The 25,419-nt window shown below is 68.3% G+C and carries 16 protein-coding genes and 1 riboswitch; of the genes, 9 read left to right on the plus strand and 7 right to left on the minus strand.

The window, feature by feature from the left end:
• Positions 1–39: 39 nt before the first annotated feature.
• Positions 40–1,455, minus strand: coding sequence for an ATP-binding protein (locus BN4251_RS09355; protein ID WP_087484820.1), 1,416 nt, complete (start codon positions 1,453–1,455; stop codon positions 40–42).
• 118 nt (positions 1,456–1,573) lie between these two features.
• Positions 1,574–2,620, minus strand: a complete 1,047-nt coding sequence (locus tag BN4251_RS09360; protein WP_087484821.1) for a LacI family DNA-binding transcriptional regulator — start codon at positions 2,618–2,620, stop codon at positions 1,574–1,576.
• A gap of 160 nt (positions 2,621–2,780) precedes the next feature.
• On the opposite strand from BN4251_RS09360, the gene BN4251_RS09365 reads away from it, so the two are divergent.
• The 3 genes from BN4251_RS09365 to BN4251_RS09375 all read left to right on the plus strand — a co-directional run bounded on the left by BN4251_RS09365 (position 2,781) and on the right by BN4251_RS09375 (position 8,212).
• Positions 2,781–4,364, plus strand: coding sequence for a glycoside hydrolase family 43 protein (locus BN4251_RS09365; protein ID WP_087484822.1), 1,584 nt, complete (start codon positions 2,781–2,783; stop codon positions 4,362–4,364).
• A 71-nt stretch (positions 4,365–4,435) separates the two neighbouring features.
• Positions 4,436–5,782, plus strand: a complete 1,347-nt coding sequence (locus BN4251_RS09370) for an MFS transporter (RefSeq protein WP_212647602.1) — start codon at positions 4,436–4,438, stop codon at positions 5,780–5,782.
• A 21-nt stretch (positions 5,783–5,803) separates the two neighbouring features.
• A complete protein-coding gene (locus BN4251_RS09375; protein ID WP_087484824.1) occupies positions 5,804–8,212 on the plus strand; it encodes a glycoside hydrolase family 2 TIM barrel-domain containing protein in 2,409 nt (802 codons plus the stop codon).
• 474 nt (positions 8,213–8,686) lie between these two features.
• On the opposite strand, the gene BN4251_RS09385 is transcribed toward BN4251_RS09375, so the two are convergent.
• A complete protein-coding gene (locus BN4251_RS09385) occupies positions 8,687–9,334 on the minus strand; it encodes an ankyrin repeat domain-containing protein (protein ID WP_087484826.1) in 648 nt (215 codons plus the stop codon).
• A 356-nt stretch (positions 9,335–9,690) separates the two neighbouring features.
• Positions 9,691–10,785: a sugar-binding transcriptional regulator gene (locus BN4251_RS09390; RefSeq protein WP_087484827.1), complete on the minus strand. Its 1,095-nt coding sequence runs from the start codon at positions 10,783–10,785 to the stop codon at positions 9,691–9,693.
• A gap of 108 nt (positions 10,786–10,893) precedes the next feature.
• On the opposite strand from BN4251_RS09390, the gene BN4251_RS09395 reads away from it, so the two are divergent.
• The 5 genes from BN4251_RS09395 to BN4251_RS09415 are packed head-to-tail and all read left to right on the plus strand — an operon-like array spanning position 10,894 to position 17,305.
• A complete protein-coding gene (locus BN4251_RS09395) occupies positions 10,894–12,618 on the plus strand; it encodes a dihydroxyacetone kinase family protein (RefSeq protein ID WP_245810281.1) in 1,725 nt (574 codons plus the stop codon).
• 38 nt (positions 12,619–12,656) lie between these two features.
• On the plus strand, positions 12,657–13,724 hold the full coding sequence (locus tag BN4251_RS09400; RefSeq protein WP_087484829.1) for an autoinducer 2 ABC transporter substrate-binding protein: 1,068 nt from the start codon (positions 12,657–12,659) through the stop codon (positions 13,722–13,724).
• Positions 13,714–15,237 carry a sugar ABC transporter ATP-binding protein gene (locus BN4251_RS09405; RefSeq protein ID WP_087484830.1) on the plus strand — a complete coding sequence of 508 codons (1,524 nt, stop codon included), beginning with the start codon at positions 13,714–13,716 and terminating at the stop codon, positions 15,235–15,237. The genes BN4251_RS09400 and BN4251_RS09405 overlap by 11 nt, the downstream gene beginning before the upstream one ends.
• Complete coding sequence (locus tag BN4251_RS09410; RefSeq protein ID WP_087484831.1) at positions 15,234–16,274, plus strand: ABC transporter permease; 1,041 nt, start codon at positions 15,234–15,236, stop codon at positions 16,272–16,274. Before BN4251_RS09405 ends, BN4251_RS09410 begins: the two co-directional genes overlap by 4 nt.
• On the plus strand, positions 16,271–17,305 hold the full coding sequence (locus tag BN4251_RS09415) for an ABC transporter permease (RefSeq protein ID WP_170931909.1): 1,035 nt from the start codon (positions 16,271–16,273) through the stop codon (positions 17,303–17,305). The genes BN4251_RS09410 and BN4251_RS09415 overlap by 4 nt, the downstream gene beginning before the upstream one ends.
• Positions 17,306–17,934: 629 nt before the next feature.
• Here the strand turns inward: BN4251_RS09415 and BN4251_RS09425 are convergent.
• The gene (locus BN4251_RS09425) at positions 17,935–18,663 is read right to left on the minus strand and encodes an McrC family protein (RefSeq protein WP_087484834.1); all 729 of its coding nucleotides are present in this window, start codon (positions 18,661–18,663) and stop codon (positions 17,935–17,937) included.
• Positions 18,664–19,245: 582 nt separating this feature from the next.
• Positions 19,246–19,360, plus strand: a riboswitch (TPP riboswitch).
• Here BN4251_RS09425 and thiC point away from each other — a divergent pair.
• Entirely contained in the window at positions 19,358–21,097 is a 1,740-nt protein-coding gene (gene thiC / locus BN4251_RS09435) for a phosphomethylpyrimidine synthase ThiC (RefSeq protein WP_087484836.1), read from the plus strand. Its footprint overlaps the riboswitch before it by 3 nt.
• 176 nt (positions 21,098–21,273) lie before the next feature.
• Here thiC and BN4251_RS09440 read toward each other — a convergent pair whose 3' ends face one another.
• A complete protein-coding gene (locus tag BN4251_RS09440; RefSeq protein ID WP_087484837.1) occupies positions 21,274–22,212 on the minus strand; it encodes a GIY-YIG nuclease family protein in 939 nt (312 codons plus the stop codon).
• Complete coding sequence (locus BN4251_RS09445) at positions 22,209–25,418, minus strand: type I restriction endonuclease subunit R (RefSeq protein WP_087484838.1); 3,210 nt, start codon at positions 25,416–25,418, stop codon at positions 22,209–22,211. The genes BN4251_RS09440 and BN4251_RS09445 overlap by 4 nt, the downstream gene beginning before the upstream one ends.
• Position 25,419: the final 1 nt, after the last annotated feature.

Here is a 25,419-nt window from a genome sequence, read left to right on the forward strand (position 1 = left end):
GCGAAGCAGAGATCAGCTCAGGGCCTGCCCGCGAGTGGATCACTCACGAAGCGACCACCTGGCGCGCGGGTCCTTGTCCGAGCGCCCGTCCCAGGTGACGAGCCCGAGCGCCTCCATCTCGTTCAGCACGCGCCTCACCCAGGGCCTGGAGCGCCCGGTCTCCTCGACGATGTCGCCCGTGCCGAGGGGACGGCTGAGGCCCCGAAGCACCGCGAGGACTTCATCCGCCCCATGAGGGAGCGCATCCTGCTGTTCAAGGCTGAGCCGACTGCTGGCCGAGAGCGTGAGCCGCACGCTGCCACTGGTCTGGTGGTATTGAGGGTCTGCGAGCCCGAGCAGGCGCATCTCCTCGAAGATCCGTCGGATGCCTTCACCGCGCTCCAGGGTGATACCGAGGTCGGAGCAGACCCGGGCGATGCGCGGGTTGCGGGCGTAGCGCGCGATATCGAGAGGGCGGGTGGGATCAGCGAGGCCGGGGAAACGGCCGGGGCTCTCGATCTCTATGCGAGAGGGGTAGATGCTCACGCGGATGTGGTCGCCGGCCATCGAATAGCTGCGGTGGACCACCGCGTTGACGAGCCCTTCCAGCCAGGCGTCGGCGGGGACGATCGGCTGGTCGGTGAAACGCCGGTTCGAGCCGAGTGCGCGCCGGTGAGGGATCCACGCCTCGATGCATTTCGCTGCCTCATCGATGACCTGCGGAATCGGCCCTTCCAAGCGGGCGTCCTTCCCGGATTCCAGGGACTGTCTGCTTCCGGTGCCCGGGGAGTTCTCGCTGTATCGCATGACGCGCACGTGCGCCTGGGGCAGCCAGTCCTGCGGATGCTTGCCGAGAAGAAGGATCGCGGCGTGTGTGAGGCTCCCTTCCCGGCGGAGCAGGCTGCGTGCGCGGAGGGCGGTCGCGTCGTCGACGCTGGCTCCGATGGCGCTGCGATAGCGCTGGAGCTCACGGCCGTCGAGGTCGGCACACGTCGCATCGGGCACCGGTTCGCTCTCGAACTGGGCGCTGCCTCGGTCGTAGTCGAGCTCCCGACGCTGCCCATAGGTGAGCTTCTTCGACTCGTCACCGACGCGCAGATACACATCACCACCGGTGGATTCGTGCACGTGCTCACTGGGAGGGACGTCGATCAGGATCAGCGACCGCCCTCCCCCGAGCTCGAGCCTGCGCACGTGACTTCGCACCGGTGGAACCGTGAAGTCGATCCCGGCTTGGCGGATCGCGTTCTCTTTGTCCGCATCGAGCAGCTCACCGTCATAGGAACCCTCGCGCAATCCGATGGCAAGCGTGCCGCCTTCGGCATTGGCGAAGGCGATCAGCGGCCTGGCCAGATCCTTCACCGCCACACGCGCGGACTTGCGGTCGAACCATTGATCCTCCGGAGCGTCGAGGAGTCGCTGGAGGCGATCATTCGGTGGTGTCTGGTCGAGGTCATGCAGGATCACGGTCGACATGAACCTACTCTAAACGATTTAGAGTAGGTTCGAGCTGGCCTGAACTCGAAGTGCCCAGACAACGGGTCACGCGGCGAACTCATCCTGGAGCACGGGCACCGACTGACCCGGCAGCGACCTAGCGAAGGCCACTCGCCGACGCAGGCGGGGCCGTCGTCTCGCGCGTGACGAGCGTGGTGGCGAGTTGCACGTGGTGGGAGACCGGCTCGATGCCGTCGCCGATGCCCAAAAGGGTCGACATGCCCAGCCGCGCGATCTCCGGCAGCGGGGTGTTCACGGTGGTCAGCTCGATCGGCCCGGGCACCGCGGCGTAGGTGTCGTCGTAGCCGACCACGCTCACGTCCCCGGGCACGGACAGCCCGTGGTGGGTCAGTTCGCGCACCACGAGCAGGGCACCGGGGTCGGTCACACAGAAGAAGGCGGTGGGCGGTGCGGGCAGCTCGAGCATCGTCAGCGCCGCCTCGCCCGACCCCTCGATGCCGGTCTCGGCCACGAGCGCGGGATCCTCGGGGATGCCGGCAGCCTCCAGCGCCGCGCGATATCCGCTGCGGCGCTCGCGGAAACCGGCATGGCTCGCGATCCCGCCGACGAAGCCGATGCGCCGGTGCCCCAGCTCGATCAGGTGCTCGGTGGCCTGCATGCCGCCAGACCAGGCATTCGAGCCGACGCTCGGCACGCTCGCGGGGAGCGCATTGGTGGGGTCGATCGCCACGACAGGGAAGCGCAGATCGGCGCAGACGGCGACGGCACGGGACGGGAGGCGGGCGGTCACCACTAGCATGCCCGCATGCCCCCGCCGGTGCAGCTCCCGGATCCTCTCCTCGGTGATCTCCCGGCCGTAGCTGCTGGCCAGGGGGTTGATCACCTCGAGCACGAGCTCCACATCGCCGGCGGCCGCCTCGGCGACGAGGCCGTCGAGGATGCGCAGGTAGTACAGATTCGCAAGGGTCTCCAGGACCACCACCACGGAGCGTCGGCCGCTGCTCGCACCGGGAATGGTGGTGCGTTCGTAGCCGACCTCCTCGAGCGCCGCCCGGACCCGGGCGCGCAGGGCAGTGGAGACCCCGGGGCGGTCGTTGAGGACCTTGGAGACGGTGGCCTTGGAGATGCCGAGCGAGGCGGCGACGGAGTCGAGGGTGGGTCGATCCTGCGGTCGTCCGGTCATGCGCTCCTCCTCGGCTGGTCCGAGAAGGATCCTACCGGCGAGGAAACTGTTTCGCAGCGCTCCGTGGCGTGACTCACGCTTGACCTCCACTCGGCCTGGACTTACGGTCACTGCATCGTAGGAAACACTACGAAACAGTTTCTTCTGCAAAGGGGCATCGATGACTGACACCACGGCACGCCCGCACCCGGCCGGCACGTACGGCGGAGTGGGCGCCCCGTTCCCCAATCCGGTGCTGCCGGGCTTCAACCCGGATCCCAGCGTGGTGCGCGTGGACGGCGCCTACTACATCGTCACCTCCACCTTCGAGTACCTGCCGGGCCTGCCGGTGTACCGCAGCGAGGATTTCGTGACCTGGGAGCAGATCGGCAACGTCGCCACGAGGCCCGAGCAGCTGGAGATCGCCGAGGTGCCCACCAACATGGGCGTGTGGGCACCTACGCTGCGCCATCACGACGGCGTGTTCCACGTGATCGTCGGGGTGCCCGGCGGCCGCGGCTGCCTCGTCTTCACTGCGACCGATCCCGCAGGTCCCTGGAGCGACGGGATTGTGCTCGAGGGCCTGAACGGCATCGACCCCGATCTCGCCTGGGACGAGGACGGCACCGCCTACGTGACCTTCTCCGGCCTGATCCTCTCGGGCCCGGAGACGGGCAAGCACCTCGGCATCCAGCAGGTCCGTGTCGACCTCTCCACCGGCGCTCTGCTCGAGGAGCCGCGCTCGCTGTGGTCCGGCTCGGGCTTCATGTTCCCCGAGGCGCCGCACCTGTACCGGCGCGGCGAGCACTGGTACCTGGTGATCGCCGAGGGCGGCACCGAGCGCGGTCACGGGGTCTCGATCGCCCGGTCCGACTCCCCCGTCGGCCCCTTCGAAGCCGGCCCCGCCAACCCGATCCTCACCGCCCGCAGCACCACCCGGCCGGTGCAGAACACCGGTCACGGCGATCTCGTGGAGGGCCCCGACGGCTCGACCCTGCTGGTCATGCTCGGCGTGCGCCCCCTCGGCGGCACCCGCGCCTTCTCCCCTCTGGGCCGCGAGACCTTCGTGACCCGCATCGAGTGGGTCGATGGCTGGCCGGTGGCCGAGCCCGTCGCGCTCGCTCCGCGCCCCGACCCCAGCGAGCACGTCCGCTTCGACGCGTCGCTCGACAACCGCTGGATCGGCGTGCGGCGCCTGCCGCAGGAGATCGCAACCCCGGACACCGCCGCCGGGACGCTGAGCCTCACCGGCGACGGCAGCACCCTCTCGGATCTGCGGCCCGTCTTCCTCGGCCGCCGCCAGCTCGCGGTCGAGACCGCGGCGAGCACCACCCTCGACGTCTCCGCCGGCACGGGCGGCCTCGCCGTCCGCTTCGACGAGGACCATCACTACTCGATCCGGGCCCGCCGTGAGGGCGACCGCGTGCAGGTGACCGCCGAGGCGGTGGTGCCCGGGATCCGCCAGGAGTGGACCGGCAGCCTTCCCGCCGGTCCCGTGACCGTGCATCTGGACTCCTCCCGGCCGCGCAGCGCGACCTTCGGCACCCTCGCAATGACCAGCGACGTCATCGCGTTGTGGGCCGAGGCCGGCGGTGAGGAGCTGCGCCTGGCCGAGGTCGATGCCCGCTACCTGAGCGCCGAGACCGCCGCGTCCTTCACGGGGCGAGTGCTGGGGCTGTTCGCCACCGAGGGCACCGCGGTCTTCCACGGCTATGACGCCGTCGGCACCGAGCAACCCGTCACTCCCTTCGGCTCTACCGACTGAGCGCCTCCCCCACCGCACCGACTCCCGGGCGCTCCCCTCCTGTTCAATGACGACACCCCTCAAGGGACACCATGAGCCTTCACCCGCCTTCCATTCCCGAATCGAGCACGAACCCGCAGCCCGAGGCTCTCGCCCCGGACGACGCCACCCCTGACCACAGCGTCCCGGACAGGGTCGCTCCGGACCTCGGTGCCGTTCCCACCAGGGCACGGATGATCCGCTTCGGCGCCGGATTCCTCGCCTTCGGCCTGCTGTGGGCGGTGGGCCTGGCGATGGTCGCCAACGTCCTGCTGCCCCAGCGGCTGACCGACATCGGCGTCGCCTCGCCGGACGCCTGGTTCGGCACCATCAACTCAGTCACCGCGGTGGTCTCGCTGGTCTCGAACCTCGTCTTCGGGAACCTCTCGGACCGCATCCGCTCGCGCTTCGGCCGCCGCACCCCGTGGATCCTGGGCGGTGCGCTGCTGGGCGGTGCCTCGCTGTTCCTCGTCGGCACCCTCGGCGATCCCGTCGCGATCATGGTCATGTACTGCGTGACCATGGTGGGCCTGAACATGATGCTCGCCCCCGCGGTCGCCGTGATCTCGGACCGGGTGCCGCTGTCGATGCGCGGCACCATGTCGGCCTTCTTCGGAGCGGGCGCGACGGTCGGCTACCCGCTCGGTGCGCTCATCGGTGCCTCCTTCATCACCGCGACGCTGTCCGGCTACACCCTCGCCGCGATCCTCCTGGCCGCCGCGGGCGTGATCACCCTGTTCGCCTGGCCCCGTGAGCGCTCCGCCGCCCACGACGCCCCGCGGGATGCCGGCACCTTCAAGGACCTGCTGCTGTCGTTCCGACCGCCGCGCCGCGCGCCGGACTTCTACCGCGCCTTCGCCGGCCGCCTGTTCATGCTGGTCAGCTACCAGATGATCGCCGCCTACCAGCTGTACATCGTGCAGAACTACGTGGGACAGTCCGTCGTGGAATCCGCAGCGACGATTTCCACCATGTCGGTGATCACCCTCGTGGTGGGCCTGGTCGCCTCGCTCGGCGCCGGTCCGCTCTCCGACAAGATCGGCCGCCGCAAGGCGCCCGTGATCGTGGCCAGCCTGCTGTTCGCGGTGGGTGTGGCGATGCCGTGGATCTTCCCCTCCACGACGGGCATGCTGCTGTACGCGGGCATCGCCGGGCTCGGCTACGGCGTGTACAGCTCGGTGGACCAGGCGCTGAACGTGGACGTGCTGCCGAACCAGGAGGAGGCCGGGAAGGACCTGGGCATCCTCAACCTCGCCACCACCCTCGGGCAGACCCTCGGCCCGATCATCACCTCGAGCGTCGTCGTGATCACCGGCTCCTACCTGCTGATCTTCCCGATCTCGATCACCATGGCGATCCTCGGTGCCCTGAGCATCGTGGGCATCAAGTCCGTCCGCTGACTCACCTGAGAACGGAGCATCATGACTGTCTTCCCCCTGTCCCGCGGCTGGACGTACCGCACGCCGCTCGGCCCCTTCCAGGCTGCGGACGCCGCGACCACCGCGGAAACCCCCGTGCACCTGCCGCACGATGCGATGCGCGATCTCGAGCGCTCGCCACAGGCACGCTCGGCCGGCGCGATGGCGTACTACCCGGGCGCCGCCTTCGCCTACCTGCACCGCCTCGAGGTGCCTGCCCAGTGGGCGGGCCGCACGATCCATCTCGAGATCGAGGGGGCGCAGCGCCGCTCCCAGGTGTTCGTCAACGACGAGTTCGTGGGCAACCGTGCGAACGGCTACGCCCGCTACTTCGTGGAGCTCGGCCCGTACCTGCGCTACGGGCAGACCAACGAGCTGCGGATCGAGGTGCGCACCGGCGAGGACTCCCGCTGGTACTCCGGGGCTGGCCTGCACCGTCCGGTGCGGCTGCACGTCGCACCCGCGGTGCACGTGGTGCCCGACGGGGTCACCGTGCGGACGCTCGAGCTCGAGGACCACCGGGCGACCGTCGAGGTCGCGACCACCGTGCGCAACGCCTCGCCCCTCACCGCGACCCGTCGGGTGCGCACCGTGCTGCGGGGGCCGGGCGGGGGGAGCGTCAGCGTCGAGGACTCGCCGGTGACGCTGATCCCCGGTGAGCAGGCGCTAGTGCGCCAGCGGTTCTGGCTCTCCGATCCCGCCCTGTGGTCGCCGGAGGCCCCGCAGCTGCACACCGCTGAGGTGGCGCTCGACGACGGCGAGGAGCCGGTGATCGAGACCTTCGGGGTGCGCACGATCAGCGTGGACCCCCAGCGGGGGCTGCGGCTGAACGGGCAGCCGGTGCTGCTGCGCGGGGCGTGCGTGCACCACGACAACGGGCCGCTGGGCGGGGCAGCGATCGGCCGGGCCGAGGAGCGGCGGATCGAGCTGCTGAAGGAGGCCGGGTTCAACGCCCTGCGCGCCTCCCACAACCCGTTCTCGAGCGCCATGCTCGAGGCGTGCGACCGCCTGGGCATGCTGGTCATGGACGAGGCCTTCGACATGTGGACCCGCTTCAAGTCCGTCGAGGACTACGCGCTGGACTTCCCGCGGTGGTGGCGGGAGGACCTCTCGGCGATGATCGCCAAAGACCGCAACCACCCCAGCGTGATCATGTACTCGATCGGGAACGAGATCATCGAGACCGGCACCCCACACGGCTCCCGTCTCGCCCGGCAGCTCGCCGAGCAGGTGCGGGAGCTGGACCCCACCCGTCCCGTCACCAACGGCATGAACGCCATGCTCGCGGTGATCGACCAGGCAGGAGACGTGCTCGACCCGTCGGTGCCGCTGAACGAGGCCGGTGACGTGTTCAACCTGGTGGGGGCGAGCGAGGCGGCCTCCCAGCGCACCGAGGAATCCAGCGCCGTGCTGGACGTGGTGGGCTTCAACTACGCCGAGAGCAGGTACGCGCTGGACGCGGGGCGGTTCCCCTCACGCGTGATCGTGGGCTCGGAGACCTTCGCCCCGAAGATCGGGCAGCTGTGGCCGCTCGTGCTCGAGCATCCGCACGTGATCGGTGACTTCACCTGGACCGGCTGGGACTACCTCGGTGAGGTGGGGATCGGCGCGACCGCCTATGCGGAGGATCCCGACGCCGTCGCCGCGCTCGAGCGCGAGTACCCCTTCCTCAGCGCCTGGACCGGTGATCTGGACATCACCGGTCACCGCCGTCCCGTCTCCTACTACCGGGAGATCGTGTTCGGGCTGCGCACGGAGCCGTACATCGCGGTGCTGCGCCCCGAACACCACGACCACACGATCACCATGCAGTCGCCCTGGGCGTGGTCGGACTCGATCTCCTCGTGGACCTGGCCCGGGTTCGAGGGCAAGGCCGTGCAGGTCGAGGTGTACGCCGACGCCGACGAGGTGGTCCTGCAGCTCGACGGCGCCGAGGTGGCGCGGGGCGAGGTGGGTGCCCGCCTACCGATGCTCGCCGACCTGGAGACCGAGTACCGGCCCGGAGAGCTGGTCGCGATCGCCCTGCGCCACGGGGAGGAGGTGGGTCGCACGGCACTGCGCACTGCCGGACCGGAGCGCCTGGTCGCGACCGCGGATCGCACGAAGCTGCGGGCTGACGACGACGATCTCGCCTTCGTCGAGATCGAGCTGCGCGATGCCGAGGGGACCCTCGCGACCGCGGCCGAGCACCCCGTGACCGTAACGGTCGACGGCGCCGCGGTGGTGCTCGCCGGGATGGCCAGTGCTCGCCCGTCCACCGAGGAGCGCTTCGTGGACGCCACCTGGCGGACCTTCGACGGCCGCGCCCTCGCCGTGATCCGGCCCGTCCGGCCGGGTGCCGCGACGGTGACCGTCAGCGCGCCGGGTCTGGAGAGCGTGGAGATCGCGCTGGAGGTCGAGGCGAGGCTCTGACGCCTGGGGTGAACTGGGTGCGCTTCTGAACCACTGCCGGCGCTGAGGTGGTTCAGAACCGCGTCCGATGCAGGCGTGGGACCCTCACCGTGTCGAGACCGAGCGACCTGATGCTGCGGGGCGACCCCCGGAGCGGCAGGTGCTCACCGGGCGGGCACGTGGACGATGCTGAGGGTGGTGAGCTCGTCACCGGTGTAGTTGAACAGGACGTGGCGTCCCTGTGCCCGATAAAGGTCGATGTCTTCTCGAGTAGCGCTGGAGCTCGGCGAGGTCGAAGGGCCCCGCCGGCGGTGTAGCGCCACAGGTGCGCATCGAACCAGCCGAAAGGGGTCCGGAGCATCCCGTGGATCTCCTCGGAGCTCATCTCGCTGAGCTGCGGGCGGAACTGGTGCAGGAGCTCGTCGTCGGGAGTCTGGTCCGAGGGCATGTCCGCGGGCATGAGGCCTGCGGTACCGGTGCGGGTCGGCCGAGGGGTCAGGCGCAGCCCTCCTCGACCAGCACGCACCCGCTCTCGGTGATGACGTGGGCCTGGCTAGAGCCGCCCACCACACGGCTCCAGCTCTCCACGACGAGCCGGTCACGGTGGACGGAGAGGCTGAACCCGCCGTACATCCCGGGGAACGGTACCCGCAGGGTCTCCATCTGCTCCATCGCCAGCAGCTCCGTGGGCACCGGACGGAAGCGGACCGGCTCGAGCGGCCGGGTTCGCTCGGCGATCAGGTCGACGAGGTGCGAGTCCCAGGCTGCGAAGCGGCGTCGATCGGATGCACTGACGTCGCGCACGGCGAGCGTCTCGAGCAGGTGGTGGTGGCCGCGCTGGCGGGCGATGTCGATCGGGCGGTCACCGTCCGCAGTTCGCAGCGATCGCCATGCGCCGGCGCGCAGCAGCCGCTCGACCACGCCGACGGGGGCGCCGACCCATGAGGCCTGGTGCAGCGGGGTGAACCAGGAGCGGCCTGTGATCCGCCGCTGGTTCGCGTTGCTCCACGTGCCGTGCTCGACGAGGTCGAGGACCGTGTCCCAGCGGCCGGCCTTCGCGGCATCGGCGAGGCCGGCGGCGTGGTCGACGAGGTCGCTGTTCAGCACGTCGGGGTCGAGGACCCCCTGCCATTCGTTGGTCATGCCTGGCCCCTCGGGTCGGTGCTGGGGTCAGTACGGCGGAGTGCGGGACCGACTGCTTCGGGGTCAGACTTCGCGGGGATGCGTACCTCGGTCGACGCGAGGATTTCGACTATACGAGGCTAGTCCGGATGACGTGCGCCTCTCACTCGCCGCGTCAGTTATCCGCTCCGTGCTTGTCTGACACTGACATAGAGCTCAGATGGCCGGACGCCCGTATTTGCTGCCCTCCGGTTCGTCAGCCTCACGCAGGTCTGATCGAATACCGCCGTCCCGCCCGCCCCAAAAAAGCCCAGTTCTACACTCGGCACCGACTGTGCTCGATAATGGCTGGGACTCAGCTCGCGCCCAGCGCCGTGTCACAGAGCCTCAGCGATCTCCAGCATCCGTTCTGCTGCATGCCGATCCGTGATCAAACCGGTGATGAGCCCGGAACGCGCGACTCCCGTGATCGCTCGTGCTTTGTCTCCACCAGCAGCCACCGCGATCACGTGAGGCGCCGCGCTGAGCTGATGGATCTCGGTGGTGACGCTCATTCGCGTGATGCCCTGCGCTACGACCCCGCCGTCGGCGGTGAACCAGTGGCCGAGCATCTCGGCCACCGGCCCCTCGTCGTCCAGCTGTTCTTGAACCGCCGGCGGGTAGGCCGTGCGCAGAATAGACCTCGATGGGCCCCAGGCACCGATCCCGACCACGGCAAGATCGAGTTGTTCGTACAGCTCTCTCACGGCCCCCAGCTGCGAGATCCAGCTGTCCCGGCGCTGGACGCTTCCAGCGAAGAGCGGCGCGCCGAACGTGTGCACGCGGCCACCGGCGTCCTCGACTCCGGGGCGAAGCTGGTCCAGGGGGGCCATCGGTGCTGTGGATGGGAGGGCGCCGACCAGCTGCACCACAGTCACTGCCGGGGGGTCCACGATCTGCGCTCCGAGCACGTGCATCGTTCGGCCACCGCCCACACCCACGACGTCACCCTCCTCGAGCGACTCTCGCATCAGCTGCGCGGCCATCATCGTGACCGCTTCGCGCACCTGCGCGGGTGACCCCTTGGACTCCACGACCTTGACCAGCGGGAGCCCAAGTGTGGTCTTGAGCGGATCGGCGAGCTCAGGCAGGTTCTGCGAAGGCTCGTGGATCTCGATCCGGATGATTCCGCGCTCCCGGCCCTTCGCGAGCATTCGCGCGATCTTGAAGCGCGACAGATCGAACCTGCGGCCCAGGTCAACCTTGGAGACGTCTTCGAGGTAGTACAGCCGACCGAGCTCGGCCAGCAGCTGATCCTCGGTCATCGCGTCGCCGCGTGCTGCGTCGCTCGGATCGCCGTGGCCCAGGAAGGGCGCAGTTCGCACGGGTCGAGCACCTCCTTTGGTCTCAGAACGGATGCATTCCGCAGTGGCAGTTGACACCATCGCGCACTCACCATAGCTTTGCGCATAGGAGCACGACGTCGTGCTCATCTGAGCATTCTATGGGCAGGTGCGCACCAGCGCCAGATCCCGCGGCAAGCGCGATGACGACGACGTTCATCCCGCATCTCAGTGGCCAGCCTTCTCGACAAGGAGTACGTGTTGCGCAAGATCATCAACGCCCCGCAGGACTTCGTCGACGAGTCGATCGACGGGATTCTGCTGGCGCACCCCGACAAGCTGCGCGCCGCTGACGCGGAACGTCGCGCCATCGTGCGCGCTGACGCTGGAACTTCGAATCGCGTCGGTATCGTCACCGGTGGAGGCTCTGGCCACCTCCCGCTGTTCCTCGGATACGTGGGGCGCGGCCTCGCGTCCGGCGTCGCCGTCGGGAACGTCTTCTCCTCCCCCTCCCCCGAGCAGATCCACGCCGCGACGATCGCGAGCGACGACGGCGCAGGTGTGCTGTACCTCTACGGGAATTACGGCGGGGATGTGTACACCTTCGATCTCGCCGCAGATCTGTCCTCGGCCGACGGAGTCCCGACGGCCACCGTGGTCGGCACCGACGACATCCTCTCGGCCCCCACGGAGAAGGCCGCTACGCGCCGAGGGGTCGCCGGCCTGTTCTTCGCCTACAAGACCGCGGGAGCTTCCGCCGAGCGCGGCGATGACCTCGAGACCGTCACAGAGATCGCGCAGCGCACGGTGGACCGCACCCGCACCATGGGCGTCGGCCTCTCCCCCACGATCCTTCCGGCCGCCGGGGAGCCCACGTTCACCCTCGACGAGGGCGAGATGGAGGTGGGGATCGGGATCCATGGCGAACCGGGACACCACCGCGGCCCGCTGGAGACGGCTGATGAGATCACCGACCGATTCATGGGCGAGCTTGTCAAAGAGCTCCCGCTGACCACCGGCACGAAGGTAGCGGTGCTGGTGAATGGTCTCGGATCGACTCCTCTCGAAGAGCTCTACCTGATCTACCGACGGGTGCACCGCACCCTCATCGAGCGTGGTGTCGAGATCGCACACACCTTCGTGGGCGAGTACGCGACCAGCCTCGAGATGGCTGGGGCATCGGTCTCGATCTGCCATCTCGACGATGAGCTCTCCGACCTGATCTCTCAGCCAGCCGACTCGCCGTTCTTCACGCACGGGAGCCCCGCCGGCAACGCTTCCCCCCGGGAGACCACGAGTGCGCCGACGGCCCCCACGGACGCATCGAAGCGCACCGAACGAGAGATCGAAACAGTCCAGGAGCCCGGCCCGCTGCGGGAGGCGCTGGTCGACGTCGCCACGCGACTCCCCGCCCACAACGACGAGCTGCGGGAGCTCGACGCCGCACTCGGCGACGGCGACCTCGGCATCACGGTCGCCTCCGGCGCAAATGCGGTTCGCGAAGCACTGGCCGCTCTGCCCGCGGGTGCCTCTTCCCGCGAGGTGCTCCGCGCTGCGGGAACAGCCTTCGCCTCAGCCAACCCCTCGACGTTCGCCGCGCTGATCGGCGGCGCGACGCTGGCCGCCGCCTCCGCTGCCGTCTCCGAGGAGATCGAGCCGCTGACCCTGGTGGAAAAGATTCAGGAGCGAGTCGCACAGCGCGGCGGAGCCGAAGTCGGCGACAAGACGGTGCTCGACGCCATCGACGCCATCCGGGCCTCACTCGCAGAGACTCCCAGCGCAGATCCCGTGGAGCGGGCTCGAGCAGCCCGCGAGGCGGTTTCCGCCGTGGTCACCGACTATGCCGACAAACATTCCATGCGAGGTCGCGCCGCATGGGTCGGGGAACGTTCCATCGGACGCAAAGACCCCGGGCAGGTCGCTGCGCTCCGCTTCCTCGACGACCTCATCGAGCATCTCGAAGCTCGCCTCGCCCGCTCTTGATTCGCACCAGAACCGACAACTCTCCACAGGAGGACACCATGTCCCGCATCGCTCGTCCCACCCCCAGCCGCCGCTCCATGCTCTACGCCGGCTTCGGCGTCTTCGCGCTTCCTACGGCCCTCTCTGCCTGCGGCACAACTGAGGAGGGCGCCGACCCCGCAGCTCCCGTCGATGGTGAGGGCGGCGGCGGTGATGCAAGCGGCGCCGTGGTCTCGGTTCCCAAGCTCACCGGCATACCGTGGTTCAACCGCATGGAAGAAGGCGTCGAGCTCTACGCCGAGGACACAGGCGAGAATGCCTACTACCAGGGATCCGCCGAGGCGGACGCCGCCGCGCAGGTCCGCGTGATCGAAGACCTCATCGCCTCCGGCGTCTCGGCCCTCTGCGTCACGCCCTTCCAGCCCGATGCCGTCGAACAGGTTCTCGCCAAGGCCATGGATTCCGACATCGTCGTGATCACCCATGAAGCGCCCACGATCGAGAACGCCGACTACGACGTCGAGGCGTTCAAGAACGATGAGTACGGGATCAACCTGATGGACGAGCTCGCCAAGGCGATGGGTGAAGAGGGTGAGTACGCCCAGATGGTCGGCTCGCTCTCCTCCACCACCCATATGGAGTGGGTCGACGCCGCGAAGAAGCATCAGGAGGAGAACTACCCGAACATGACGCTCGTCGGTGACCGCGTCGAGACCTCCGACGATGCCCAGAGGGCGTACGAGGGCATGCAGGAGCTGCTGAGCGCCTACCCGAACCTCAAGGGGGTACAGGGCTCGGCATCGACCGACGTGGTCGGCGCCGGCCAGGCTGTCGAAGAGGCCGGCATGCAGGATTCCATCGCGGTGGTCGGCACCGCGACTCCGAAGGACACTGTCGATCTCCTGGAGTCGGGCGCGATCGACGTCATCCAGTTCTGGGACCCGGGCTATGCCGCATACGCCCAGAACGTGATCGCCAAGCTGCTGCTCGACGGGGAGACGGTCGAGGACGGAGCCGACCTCGGCGTCGAGGGCTATTCGGCGATCAGCATCGAGGACAAGGTGATCTATGGGGACAAGGCCTGGATCAACGTGACTGCGGAGAACTCCGGCGACTATGACTACTGATCGCCCCGATCCCGTCGACCCGGACCGCGACGAGCTCGCGGTCCGGGTCGACGGAGTCACCAAGACCTTCGGCACGGTCCACGCGCTCGACGACGTCTCCTTCCAGGTGCGCCGCGGGACCATCCACGCACTCGTCGGTGAGAACGGTTCCGGCAAATCAACTCTGACCAAGGTGATCGCCGGAGCTCACGCACCGGACTCCGGCGCCGTCTCCCTGGACGGGGAGCTCATCGAAGACCTCACTCCCCGCGATGCGCTCCGCCACGGCGTCCGCGTCATCTATCAGGACTTCGCACTGTTCCCCAATATGACGGTCGCCGACAACATCGGCTTCGACGGCGACGTGAACCCCGCCGGGCTAGTCCCGCGGGGCAAGAACACCGCGCGAGCCCGCGACGCGCTCAAGACTCTCGGGCTGACCATCTCCCCGTCGACCGTGCTGGGCTCCCTGTCCACGGCGGAGCGCCAGCTCGTGGCCATCGCCCGTGCGGTCTCCGCCGATGGCCGGATCATCCTCATGGACGAGCCAACAGCCGCGCTGACGCAGAAGGAGATCGATGCCTTCCTCGGCACGGTCCGCCATCTCGCCTCCCAGGGACTGAGCTTCGTGTTCATCTCGCACAAGCTGCGCGAGGTGGTCGAGATCGCCGACGACGTCACGATCATCCGTGATGGGAAGATCGTCGACAGCGGGCCCGCCGAGAACTTCGACCAGGAACGGATCTCGAACCTGATGACCGGCAGCACGGTCTCGAACGTTCGTCGGGAGACCGCATGGGACGTCTCGGAGCGGCCTCTTCTCGCCGCGCATCAGATGCGCCTGGGCTCGGTCTTCGCCGACATCGATCTGGAGCTCCATGCCGGGCGGGTGCTCGGTCTGTCCGGACTCGTCGGATGCGGCAAGATCGAGATCGGTCTCGCCCTGGCTGGGCTGATCCCCATCGATCAGGGCCGCATCGAGCTGGACGGGGCTGAGCTCCACAGAGCCCGCTCGGAGAGGTCGATCCAGTACGTGCCCGATGACCGGCTCACCGAAGGGCTGATGCTCGACTGGTCGATCGCGGACAACATCGCCATGAACTCGCTGGACCAGACCACCGGACGCGGGGGGCTCCAATCCGTCTCGAAGCTCGGCGAGCTCGGCAAAAGGTGGAAGGAACAGCTCCGGATCAAGACCCCCACCGTCGCGGCCCCCGTTTCCGCGCTCTCCGGAGGCAACCAGCAGCGAGTGCTTCTGTCCCGGATGCTTGCCCCCCAGCCGCGCGTGCTGATCCTCAACAACCCCACGGTCGGCGTGGACGTCGGCTCTCGAGCAGAGATCCACGACCTGATCCGTTCGGTCGCGGATGACGGCACCGCAGTGCTCCTCATCTCCGACGAGCCCGCAGAGCTGATGAGCGTCTGCGATGACCTCGTGTTCATCGTGGACGGACGGATCACCGCCCGGCACGCAGCAGACGAGATCGACGAAGAGGGAATCATCGACATCAACGGACAGGGGAAGGCGGCATGACCACCGAAACCCACACCGCCCCAGCCGGCCAGAGCGTACTTGCACTCCTCCTGGCCCGTCGCGAGCTGCTGCTGATCGTGGTCATCATCGCTACGGTCATCATCTTCTCGATCGCCAATCCCTCATTCCTCTCGCTCGCACACCTCTTCGGGGTCGGGCGTTCCACGGTCTACATCGGGCTGATGGCCCTGGGCGTGATGCTCGTGCTGCTGACCGGTGGCATCGACATCTCCGTCTCCGCGATCGCCGTGAGCTCGATGTACCTCACCACCGTCACCCTCATGGCCTTCGACTACCAGGGGACGTTCCTGGCAGCGGTCGCGCTCGCCGTGCTCATCGGAGGAGTGCTCGGCTTCATCAACGGCGTGCTGGTGACCTGGCTGAAACTTCCCTCCCTGATCGTCACCATCGGCACGCTGACTCTGTACCGCGGAGCATTGCTCGCGTTCGTGGGCACCGACCGCTTCCGCAGCCTGCCTGCACAGATGGCAGAGTTCTCCGGTTTCGCCGTGTTCAGGACCTCGGACAACGGACGTATCGTCGCCCTCCACGGCGCCGTGCTGATCCTGATCGTGATCGGCGCCGTGCTGGCACTGGCGCTGAGCCGCACCTGGTGGGGGCGCTACATCTATGCCATCGGCGACAACGAGGAGGCGGCCGAGCGGATGGGCGTCCCTGTGCGCACCATCCGGGTCACCGCCTTCGTGCTCTCCGGCGCTCTCGCCGGACTGGCCGGGCTGTTCTACGCGGCGATGAGCCGGACTGCGGATCCCGCATCCCTGAGCGGCGTGGAGATGACTGTCCTCGCAGCAGTAGTGCTCGGCGGCGTCGCCGTGACCGGAGGACGCGGCAGCGTGCTCGGCACTCTGCTCGGGGTCCTGCTTATCACCATGGTGGGCTCGAGCCTCGTGCTGGTGGGGATCCCCACCGCATGGCAGCAGCTCTTCATCGGGCTCTTCGTCCTGTTCGGGGTCGGCGTACCCGCACTCAGAGAGCGAAGAAACGAACGTCGACGAGGAATGGTGGTGTCGGAATGATCGAGGCACGTCTCGGACCCCGCGCGCACATCGTGCTGCTGGGCGCCCTGGTCGTCGTGCTCGCCGGGTCGCTCAGCGCCCTCGCGCCCAGCACGTTCCCGACGCTGCGGAACATGCAGTCGATGATGGGGCAGATCGCACCTCTGGCGATCCTGGCCATCTGCATCGGGATCACCTTCCTCATCGGAGGCATCGACCTGTCGATCGTCGCCGTCGCGAACTGTGCTGCGATCACTGCGGCGCTCGTCGGGGAAGCCATGGGGCCCGACGCCGGCGCTCTCGGCATCCTCGCTGCAGCCGGCTCCGCGCTGGTGATAGGCCTCCTGGCGGGGCTCCTCAACGGATTCCTGATCGCAACGCTACGAGTCCACCCGATCCCGATCACGCTCGGCACGATGAGCCTGTTCATCGGGATCAGCACCGGCATCACCAACGGCGCGACCGTCTTCGGGAACGGGTACCTGAGCGGCCTGAGCACCGCGACCGTCGCGCTGATGCCAATGACCTTCGTGATCTTCCTGGTGCTGCTGGCGGTCTTCACCGTCATCACGCTGAAGACCCGCACCGGTTTCCACATGTACGCGCTCGGGGAGTCCGCCAAGGTAGCTCGGTTCTCAAGGCTTCCCGCCAGCCGCACGATCCTGCTGACCTACGCCGCCTCGGGTGTCCTGGCGGCTGTCGCCGGCCTGATCATGTTCTCGTCCACCAACGCCGCCAACGTCTCCTTCGCCAGCTCCTACCTTATGCAGGCCATTCTCATCGCTGTCGTGGCCGGCATCGATCCGTACGGAGGCACCGGACGACTGTGGGCGATCCTGCTGGGCGCCGCTGCCATGCAGATGCTGCAGACCGGGATCAACATGTCGCTCGGCAGCTGGTCCGGCTCGGCATTCGCCTCGAACTTCATCTGGGGCATTCTGCTGATCGCAGTGCTCGGGCTCTCGAAGTGGCTGTCCACGAGGAAGCACCGCATCCGCGAAGCGGAGGTCGAGGAGAAGCTCGAGAAGACGGAAAGTGTGGTGAGCACCTGAGCTGATTGGTGCGGCCGCCGTGCGTGGAGCGGGGTTTGCGGGGTGATGGAACCGAATGGAGCGGTTTCACCCCCGGGCCCGTACCGACTACTTCCGCCGCGGCGGCCGCAGGTCGATCCGAGGCCAGTCGACGTCGTGCCTCATCAGCTTGATCAGATCGCCCTGCCGTGGTTGCTCCATAACGGAGCGGTACGCGCCGAGAGTGCATTGCAGTCGCAGACAGCGGCCTCCAAACTCCTGAAGCAGGATCCCAGTCGCGAGCCCCTCGCAGACACGCCACCGCTCTCCCCCCATCACGCACTGTCCGCGTTGCTGGGCTCAACCCTCCCTCCGAGCGCGCCGCGGCCCGCACTTAAAGCCAGCCGACAGTCCCGTGGGATGGCGGAAGCGGAGGCAGTTCGAGTCGTAGGCCCTGGTGAGCCAACCCCTCTGGAGAGGCTAATTGGGGATCCCACGTGGAAGCTGGCGGCACCGGCCCTCGCGCCAGAAGAGACGGAGTATCTGAGGCGTCTCCACCAGACCCTAACGGAGGACGGCTTCGTCAGCTCCTGGCACCTGGCTACTTCCGGGGTGCTGGCTCGCTCTACGTTCTTGCGTGGGATTAGAACCTCCAGCAGGCCCGAGGCGCATCAGTCCACGGGCGACCACGCCACCGCTAGGGCCTCCCGGATCTCCGCCGGCCCCGCGGCCAGGTCGACCTGTCGCACCGCGACGGGGAGACCATCGATCTCGACGTCGAGATCGCGACCCCTGGAACCGTCGACGAGAGCGCCCAGCAGCACCGCGCGGGTCTCTCCCGCGAACTCGCCGCGAAAGACGGAGGCGTAGGAGACGAGCTGACGGAAATAGCCGGGCTTGATCATCGTCTTACCCTGGTGGTGGGTGAAGATCGGTGCGAACTTGCACTCGAGGATGACCTGCTCGCCGTGCCCGCGGATCACCACGTCGGCGTTGAGGTTCGGCAGGAATGCGAGGTCAGCGGGGTCCCCGGTGGCGGGCCAGGGGCGCCGCTCGGCACGGACCGAGTAGCCTCGGGGGCCTAGATGGTGGCGGTAATAGCCGCGCAAGGCCTGCTCGAACAGTCGTCGCAGCGCGTGCTCGTTCCGCAGGATCGCCGGGAGCTCTACCTCACCGGGTGAGTGTTCCGGTGCGCACATGTCCCGCAGCAGGACGCTGAGGGTCAGGAGCGTGCGATCCTCGGCGTCGAAGTGGCCGAACTGCTCCTTGGAGAGCTGAGCCGGGGTCGGGTCCAATGGACTCACGCCCGAGCGCTCGAGCATCTGCGCGGTGGTCAGGCAGCGCCGGCGCACGGCGCCGGAGACCGCACAGCGGGACGCACGGCGCAGGGTGACGAGCATGGACCTGTAGCGGGGCAGGTCGACCGTTCGCGGTCCGCGGCTCAGTCGACGCTGGGCCAGCGATTCCGAGTCAGCGGCTGGTGTCGCTGCTGGAGTCGTGGTCTATGGGGCGAGCTGACTGACGGCAACGGCTGAGAGCGAGGTCGCGAGCTCATGAGGGCCAGGTCATGGACACCAATTCACCGAGCCGGCCGCCCCATCATCTGCCGAGAGCGCTCCGAGTCTCCTGCCACACGCGGAGGACATACGCGCGCCCGGACTCCCCGTCGAGCGGCTTGATCTCCCGTTCGCCCGACGCATCGCGGATCCACAGCGTGACACGGTCCCACTCCTCACTCGAGGGTGGGCCGACGAACACATGGATCGGGTCAGCTGCCCCGTCCGCACGCACCAGCCTCGATCCCAACCGCTCAGCGCCGTCTCCCTCGTTGACGCCAACAGTCCCTTCTCCGTCGGCGCCAGCTCGAGCAGGCGGTGCGGGAGGATCACCTCCCGTTATTCGTCGACGAGGAACTCCTGCGTGGCGGTCCGGCGGCCCTCGCGGACGCCTCGGACGCGACCGCATGCGTCTGCTACGGTCGTTGCCGATCCCTCGGGTGCCCGTCGCAACGGGCTGAGATCGAACTGTCGCGGTTCGAGCACCGACCGAACCTGCCCCGGGTCATGCCGGCGAAGGAAGAAGGAGAGCGACTGCATGTCCGCACGCCCTGAGAACTACCCCACCCACAGCCTCGGCCATCTCGAGGACCCCGCGCACGGCCTGCGGGTGCCCGTCACCCGCATCGCCCAGGACCCCTCCCCCGACGGGACGGCCAACCCGCCGCTGGCGGTGTACCGCACCGCCGGCCCCGGATGCGTCCCGGAGGAGGGCCTGCCGCCGCTGCGCGAGGAGTGGATCCGGGGCCGCGGCGACGTCGAGGAGTACGCCGGCCGGGCCCGCGATCTGTCCGACGACGGGCGCGAGGCGGTGCGCCGCGGCGAGGCCAGCGCCGAGTGGCGCGGCGAGAGCCGGCCCCCGCTGCGCTCCCTCCCGGGCCGGCGCGTCACCCAGATGCACTACGCCCGTCGCGGCGAGATCACCCCGGAGATGCGCTATGTCGCGCTGCGGGAGGGCTGCGACGTGGAGCTGGTGCGCAGCGAGGTCGCGGCGGGCCGCGCGATCATCCCCGCGAACGTGAACCATCCCGAGGCGGAGCCGATGATCATCGGACGCAGCTTCCTGGTGAAGGTCAACGCGAACATCGGCAATTCGGCGGTGACCTCCTCGATCGCCGAGGAGGTCTCCAAGCTCGAGTGGGCCACCCGCTGGGGCGCCGACACCGTCATGGACCTCTCCACCGGGGACGACATCCACACCACCCGCGAGTGGATCCTGCGCAACTCCCCGGTGCCCATCGGGACCGTCCCGATCTACCAGGCGCTCGAGAAGGTGAACGGGGACGCGAACGCGCTGACCTGGGAGATCTTCCGGGACACCGTGATCGAGCAGTGCGAGCAGGGCGTGGACTACATGACGATCCACGCCGGGGTGCTGCTGCGCTACGTGCCGCTGACGGCGAACCGGGTCACGGGGATCGTCTCGCGCGGCGGCTCCATCCTGGCCGGCTGGTGCCTGGCCCGGCACCGGGAGAACTTCCTCTACGAGCACTTCGACGAGCTGTGCGAGATCTTCGCCCGCTACGACGTCTCCTTCTCCCTCGGCGACGGGCTGCGGCCAGGCTGCCTCGCCGATGCGAACGACGACGCGCAGTTCGCCGAGCTCGACACCCTCGCCGAGCTGACCCGCCGGGCGTGGGAGCACGATGTGCAGGTGATGGTCGAGGGCCCGGGGCACGTGCCGCTGCACCTGGTACGCGAGAACGTGGAGCGCCAGCAGGAGCTGTGCGACGGCGCGCCGTTCTACACGCTCGGCCCGCTGGTCACCGACGTGGCGCCGGCCTACGACCACATCACCTCCGCCATCGGCGCGACGGAGATCGCCCGCTACGGCACCGCGATGCTCTGCTATGTCACGCCGAAGGAGCACCTCGGGCTCCCGGACCGCGATGACGTGAAGACCGGGGTGATCACGTACAAGATCGCCGCTCACGCGGCCGATGTCGCCAAGGGACATCCCGGGGCCCGCGAGCGAGACGACGCCCTGTCGAAGGCCCGCTTCGAGTTCCGCTGGCGGGACCAGTTCGGGCTCTCGCTGGATCCGCAGCTGGCCGAGGAGTACCACGACGAGACCCTGCCGGCCGAGCCCGCGAAGACCGCGCACTTCTGCTCCATGTGCGGGCCGAAGTTCTGCTCGATGAGGATCTCGCAGGACATCCGCGACACCTACGGCGACGCCGCCTCCCAAGAGCGGATCGCCCAGGAGGGCATGGCCGAGAAGTCGCGGGAGTTCCGCGAGCGCGGCGGCACCGTGTACCTGCCGACGCCGCGATTCTGATCCCCGTCCGCCCGCGGAGCGCGCCGCGGCGCGCGCGGGGCTCGGCGGCCGGGTGCGGGGGCATGCACAGTCGCCGTCGCACCCGGCCGGGCCGCACTGTCCCTTCACGGCAGGCGGGAGCTGTGCCAGGCCAGCGTCGATGTGGATGAGGTCATGGACCCGCTCCGCCGAGCCCCTCAACGCTCTGCTTGCGCAGCCTCCCACGCCCCGTAGCTCTTGCCGAGCTCGTCAACCCACTCGATTCGACCATTGGCAGTGGCTCGGCCCAGGACAACTGCCGCTGCAGCGGACGGGGACGAGTACACGACGTCTTTCAGAACGCGCCCCAGTTCCCCACCACTGAGCGGCTCCACCACCTTCATCAGATCCGCGTGCTGGATCGACCGGCTCTCGAACTGCCGGGCCGTGGACGCCGCCTGCTTCCCAGATCTGCGCATCACGCTGCTGACGATCGACCCTTCGAGGAGCGTGAATTCTCCATCGAGCACCTGGGCACGGGCTTCTATCCCCTTCGGCGTCCGGAGGAAGAAGGTGGGGCTGTCAGGGGCCACCTGCTCGAGCTCCAGGGCCGCCTGCCCTTTTGCGCGATTGACGGGGACGGATTGTGTCGTCGCTCTGCCGCGGAAGATGTCGTGTCCGAGCACGGGCATGAGGATCCTCACCTGATCGATGAAGTAGTCCATGTCCGAGGCGTCCGCCTCGGGCAGGTCGGCACCCCCGGTCGGTCCTTGTATGTTGACGAGGGGGATTCGGCCGATGTCCTTGGCGATGCGCACCAGCCGGGATTCCAGGTAGCGCACGTGGGCGCTGGTGAGGTTCGCGTCTTTGGACGTCACGATCACGACCTCATCCCAGAAGTGCTTCTTCGCGTCGTGGTCAACCAGCCTCTTGCCCACGTTGTCGCTCTCGCCGATGTATGCGACCCGTTCATCGTCGTCACCTGTGCCGAAGAGGATGTAGATGCCGGTGCGGCTGGCTTCGGGGCGCGTGCGGATCTCTCCGAGCTCGAGCCGCTTCCCCTTGAGCACATGACCCGTCCAGTTGCCGATCTCGGCGGTCATGAGCCCGCCCGGCTTCCCGTCGACGAGGAAGAGTCGTACATGTTTGCCGGTCATCGAGTGCCGTCCTCCCGCAGCTCCTCCGCATACCGCGGCGCGAGCGACTCCATCTGCTGCATGACGTCGACGATGGCCTGGGGCTGCTGGTCCGGCGGGTACTTGTACTTGCGCAGCAGGCGCTTGATGGAGGAGCGGAGCTTGGCCTTGACGTCGTCGCGCACGGTCCAGTCGGTGCGGATGTCACGTTGCATGATCGTCACCAGCTCCCGAGCGATCTGGGCGAGGGTGTCGTCGCCCATCACGTCCACGGCCGAGGGGTTCTGTGCGATGACGTCGTAGACCGACAGCTCGTCGGTACCGAGCGGAGGACTGAACTGCGTGCCACGGTCGGCTTCGGCACGGACCTCCTGGGCCATCTCGATGAGGCGCGCGATGATCTCCGCGGCGGTGAGCTGCTTGTTGGTGTACTTCAACATCAGCTCGTTGATCCGCTCGGAGAACAGCTTCGAGCGCACCTCGTTCCCGCGGGTGACCCGGGCGGCTTCCTCAAGGATGGTGGCCTTCAGTGCTTCGATCGCGAGCTGGGACTTCGAGGGCTTCTTCGCCTCCTCGGCCCAGGCGGGGGTGATCGCATCGAGCCGCTGGAGTTCGAGCCCTGCCTCCTGGTAGATGTCGACCACCCCGGTGCTCTCGGCGGAGTCGACCAACAGTTCGCCGAGCAGGCGCCGCACCTCGTCGGTGATGGGCTCTCCGCGGGATAGGCGCTCGCGGGCGTCGTACTTCGCCATCCACACGCGCACCTCCTTGTAGAACTGCACCTCGGGCAGCAGCGGCTGGATGTCGCTGTGCCCGGCGGCGAGCGCCCAGGCGCGGTCGAGCTTCGAGGAGAGGCTGCGGAAGGCGTCGGCAAGGGGGCGGGCGTCCGGGTCCTCCGGGTCGCTGTTCCCGTCGGTCAGCGGTGAGCGCAGGAAGTTGGTGGTCGCGGAGACGGCGTCGATGAAGCCGCGGCGCACGTCAGCGTTCTGGATCGCCCTCCAGTCGAGGGTGACGATCTCGCGCAGCGAGCCGACGAGGGCGTGGACCAGCTGGGCGGCCTCGTCGACGTCGCGCCGGCCGACGCTCGGGTCGGTCGGGTCGGCGTCGTGGGTGAACTCGCGCAGGGCGGCGTTGAGGTTCTCGAGCAGCGGGGCGTAGGCGACCAGGAGACCGTCCTGCTTGCCCTTGTAGGTGCGGTTGACGCGGGCGAGGGTCTGCATGAGCAGGGCGCCCTTGATGCTGCGGTCGAGGTAGAGGGTGTGCAGGGCGGGAGCGTCGAAGCCGGTGAGCATCATGTCCTTGACGATGACGATCTCGAGCTCGTCGGCAGGGTCCTTGACCCGCTGCTTCACGGCGGCGATCGCGCTGGGTCGGCGCATGTGCGCTCGGATCTGCTCGGGGTCCGACGGGTTCGCGGTGTAGACCGCCTTGATCCTCCCCTTGGCGTCGGAGTCGTCGTGCCAGTCGGGGCGCAGCGCGATGATCTCGTCGTAGAGCCGGGCGGCGATGGACCGCGTGGCGGTGACGATCATGGCCTTGCCGGGTCCCTCGATCGCGGTGCGCATGTTCTCCCGCCGCTGCTCCCAGTGCGCGACGAAGTCCTCCGCGAGGGTGCGCAGGCGCTCGGGTGCGCCGTAGAGCGCCTCGAGCACGACGACGGACTGCTGGAGGCGCTGGCGGTCCACGTCGTCCAGGCCCGCGGTGGCCTCCTCGGCGGCGTCGTCGATCGTGTCGTCGTCGAGGTCGGCGAGGCGGGCGAGCTGGATGAGGCGGGGTTCGAAGTAGACGGGCACGGTGGCCTTGTCGTCCACCGCGCGGCGCAGGTCGTACACGTCGATGTCGGCACCGAACACCTCTCGGGTGTCGCGGTCCGCTTCCCGGATGGGTGTGCCGGTGAAGGCGATGAGCGCGGCGTTCGGCAGGGCGCTACGCAGGTGGCGAGCGTATCCGTCGAGGTCGCCGTAGTGGCTGCGGTGGGCCTCGTCGGCGATGACGATGATGTTCCGTCGGTCCGAGAGCAGGGGATGCGCGGCGCCGGCCTCACGCTCGGCCTGGGAGCGGCCGAACTTCTGCAGGGTGGTGAAGTAGATCCCGCCGGTGCGGCGCTCGCTGAGCTGGGCGCGCAGCTCTTCGCGGGAGCCGATCTGGCGGGGCTGCTCGGGCAGCAACGTGGAGCGCTGGAACCCGTCGAACAGCTGAGTATCGAGCTCGGTGCGGTCGGTGAGGACGACGATGGTGGGGTTCGCGAGCTGCGGATGTCCCATCACCTTCGCGGTGTACAGCTCCATCTCCATGGACTTGCCCGAGCCCTGGGTGTGCCAGACCACGCCGATCCGCCCGTCGGAGCGGACGGCCTCGATGGTGGAGCCGACGGCCTTGGTCACGGCGAAGTACTGGTGCGGCTTGGCGATGCGCTTGGTGAGCCCGCCAGCATCTTCGTCGAAAGCGACGAAGTCGTGGAGGAGCTGGCCGAAGCGCTCGAGGTTGAACAGGCCGTTCAACGTCCAATCGATCTCGGTGTGGTGCTCGCCGTCCGGGCCGGGCTCCCCCATGGCGACGGGGTGGCCGTCATCGTCCACGTTCCAGGAGGCGAAGTGGTTCCAGGGCGTGAACGGCGTGCCGTAGCGGGCGTTGATGCCGTCGGTGGCGACCACGAACGCGGCGAAGCGGAACGCCATCGGGAGTTCGGCGACGTAGGTCTGCAGCTGGTTATAGGCGGCCTCGGCGGTAGCGGCCCGGGATCCGGCCTGCTTGAGCTCCATGATCGCCAGCGGCAGACCGTTCACGTAGGCGATGACGTCGAAGCGCCGCTCCACCTGGCCGCGGCGCAGGGTCACCTGGTTCACCACCCGGTAGCTGTTCAGCGCCGCGTCACCGGAGAGGAAGCGGATCACGGGGGTGCGCTCGCGCCCGTCGTGGTCGACAAAGGTGATGCCGCGGTAGCCGTCGCGCAGGATCTCGTGGAGGCGATGGTTCTCGGTGATCGCGTCCTGCGACTGCGGGGTCAGCACTTCCGTTGCGGCCTGTTGCAGGTACTCCCCCGGCACGTCCGGGTTGAGGTTCTTCAGTGCCTGATCGAGCGTGCCGCGCAGCACGATGTCCTGCCACGACTCCCGCTCCCCTGAGCCCGGCGCGACGTCTGCGCCGGGCGTGTACCGCCAGTCGAGCTCGCCCATCCGATCGATGACGAGCTGCTCCCAGGCGTCCTCACCGGTGTGGGACGACATG

Source organism: Brachybacterium massiliense (genome assembly GCF_900184245.1).
GTDB classification, from domain to species: Bacteria; Actinomycetota; Actinomycetes; order Actinomycetales; family Dermabacteraceae; genus Brachybacterium; species Brachybacterium massiliense.